This is a genomic window from Armatimonadota bacterium, assembly GCA_020354555.1.
Classification (GTDB): Bacteria; Armatimonadota; Hebobacteria.
In genome coordinates, this window is sequence record CP070648.1 from 1,883,751 (window position 1) to 1,886,679 (window position 2,929).

Annotated in this window: 2 protein-coding genes; both read right to left on the reverse strand. The window is 67.2% G+C overall.

The window, feature by feature from the left end; all coding sequences use genetic code 11:
- On the reverse strand, positions 1-773 hold a 773-nt coding region (locus JSV65_07705), incomplete at its 3' end, for a hypothetical protein (GenBank protein ID UCH36227.1).
- Between the two features lie 67 nt (positions 774-840).
- The coding region (locus JSV65_07710; GenBank protein UCH36228.1) for a VCBS repeat-containing protein at positions 841-2,929 on the reverse strand (2,089 nt) is incomplete at its 5' end.

The window sequence follows — 2,929 nt, forward strand, 5'->3', positions numbered from 1 at the left end:
AGCTGCAATCTGACCCGCGACGGCATCTGTTCGCTCGGCGGGGGGATGGGCCAGCGGGCGCGGTGGCGCGCGGACACGACGGCCTCGTGCGGCCGCTCGCCCCGCGGGGTCGCCACCACGGCCGCCCGCTCGCCGACCGCAGCGTCCGCGAACCACAACGCCGTGTGAAAGCGCGGCTCCTCCTCTGTTGTGTCGTTACCCGGCGCGTACCAAGTCCCGCCGATGAACCACACGTCCTTGTCATTGCGCTCCAGAGTGCTTACCTTGTCGAACGCGCGAAAGGTCAGCGTGAAGGCCTCGCCGGGCGTGACATACGGCGTGATGTCGACCTGGAAGATCGTTTGAGAGCCGAGGACGTTTTCATCAACAACATCTCGCTCCCACACAACGACATCGTTGATCAAGACCTGCTTGAAGCGATGCTCGAAGAAGCTCTCGGTGCCAGGCTGGCCGGGCTTGTGGTGCTCGGAATCGGCGAAGTAATCGTCCGCGCAGTAGAACCGCAGCGCGAACGGCGGCTGCCACTGCCTGGGAATGGTCACCCGCCGCGTAGCCCCGGCGGCGTTGCCGGTCTCCGGCACCACGAAGGGGTGGAAGATGTTGAGCATGTCGCGGATATCAACCAGCGCCCACCACGGCTCGTCGGCAAAAACCTCCCACGCGCCGCGGTCGGAAAACGGGAGCGACAACGCTCGGTCCCGATCACCCCTGCCGGCTCGCGCGAACGCGAGCAACATCACCGCTGCCAGCACCAGCGTTCCATAATCCCTCATTGGCACGAATCCCACTTTCCCGTCACCGCGAACCGGCACGCGTTTGTCGGTCTCACTGCGGTATCCATCATCCGTCCGGTTTCACGACGAGCAACTCGCCCGCGCTCGTCGCCACAACGACCATCGTCTGGCCGCCCGTCTGCACATCCAGGATTTGCGCTGCTGCCCCCGGCAGGTCGAGCGCCCAGCATTCCTCCCCGTTGTCCGCTCGCCGCGCATGAAGGCGGCTTCCCGCGCCGAAGATGAACTCCGTCCTTCCGTCACCATCCCAGTCCGTCGCAATAGTGTTGCTCACAGGAGTGTCGGTGGTCGGCGCAATCCACCGCGTCTCGCCGTTCGCCGCGTCAAGCGCGCGAAAGCCATCAGGAAAGCCCGCCGCGCCAATGACACAGTGTCCGCCGTCCAAACGAGTGATGGCCGGCTGCGCGGCAGTCGCCTGGTCGCGCTCGCTGTGCCACGTCATGCGCAGCCCGTCTTGCCCCAGCGTGAATGCGGATATCAGGCTCTGATTTCGCGTCCACAGGATTTCCAGCCTGCCGTCGCCGTCGAGGTCCGCCACCTCCGGGACGCCGCCGATGACCCACATATCCCCCGGCATGTCGGCCGCCGGGATCGGGCCCATGTTATACACGGCCTGCACTTCGCCGCTCGCACCGTTCGTGACCGATAGCTCCGCGGGGTAGCACAGGATCAACTCATCCAAGCCGTCGCCGTCCACATCCGCGGCCGCCATGATTTCGCCGCCAAAGCCGCGTGTGTGGGGCGGATCGCTTACCTCCAGCACATCGCGCCGCCAGATGACCTCGCCCGTTGTCCCGTCGAGCATATAGGTCTCGTCGCTGTGCATGATCGAGCGACGCAGCGATACCGCGACATCGAGGCGGCCACGATCTCGAAAGCGCCCGGCGATCCAACACGTCATTCCCCCCATGTTCCAGGCGCGCAGCCTGCCGCTGAAGCTCGGGAAGTCGCAGTGCCATCGTTCGTGACCGTCGAGGCCCATCGCCACGAGCCTGGCGGCCCCGCGCGGAGTCTCCTGGGCAAACAGCACCTCGTCAGCCCCATCGCCGTCGAGATCCCCCGCCGCCAGTCCCCGCGGCGCCCATTCCCCTTGCGTGCTCATCGGACGCCCGGGAAACTCCGCCGCAATCTGCGGCCGCCCGCGCTCGAAACGCAGCAAGCTCACGCGACGCGAGATATCAGCCGCGACGAGCCACGCCTGGCCCTTGCCGTCCTTCGCAAGCGCCAGACAGGGCGCCGCCGCTCCTCGACGCCGCGCGCAGACGACGTCGCCCGTCACTCCGCGCAGGCGGAGCGACGCGCTTCCTTGCGAGCGCGCCAGGAGCAAGGCCTGCTCTCCGTCGGGGTCTGTGGCGCATACCTCGAGTTCCGTGCCTTCGCCGGCGTCGGCGCCCCAGGCTTCTTCGACCGTCCCGTCTCGGTTCACCATCCACGCTTCGAGCGTTTCCTCGGCCCCACGGCGCGCGGGGAGGCTGACGAAGAACTCCACCCCCCGCGCGGTGCGGCGCAGCGCCAGCGCCTGGTTGCCCAATGTCTGCCCCCACCAACGGTCGAGCGGCTGATTCACGGCATTATGGAAACTCCACCGGCCCCGGTTGGCTCTCCACACCACCTCAGGGGCGCCGGCGGCACGGAGCCGAACCAGTTCGAGCGGCGCGTACGTCGGCTCGGCGCGCGTGCGCAGCACCTCACAGAAAAGCTCCTCGCGCCCATCGCCGTCCACGTCGGCGAGCCCGGACAGGTAGCGGTCGGGCAGATCGAGCACGATCGCGCCGCTCAGCAGGTCGTACCCCACGACGTGCCAGCGCTGGTCGTCGTTGACATTGAAGACGCTCAACAGGATCGCGCGGGCGCCATCGCCGTTGACGTCGGCTATCGGGTCCGGCAGCACGCGGTTGATCGTGAAGCGCCGGTCAATGCCCTGCTCGGACTGAGGATCGAACAGTGTCATCCACAGCAGGCGCAACTCGCCATCGCGGTAAGACAGCACATCCACGTGGCCGGAGAAGTCGCCGATGACGACGAACAGCGTGCCGCCGCCCGAGGCGTCGGGATACGCGCCAAAGAAGCCGTAGTGGCGGTGGTGGCCTGCGCGATAGTACAGCGCCGTCTCGCGCACGCCGGTAACGCCGTCG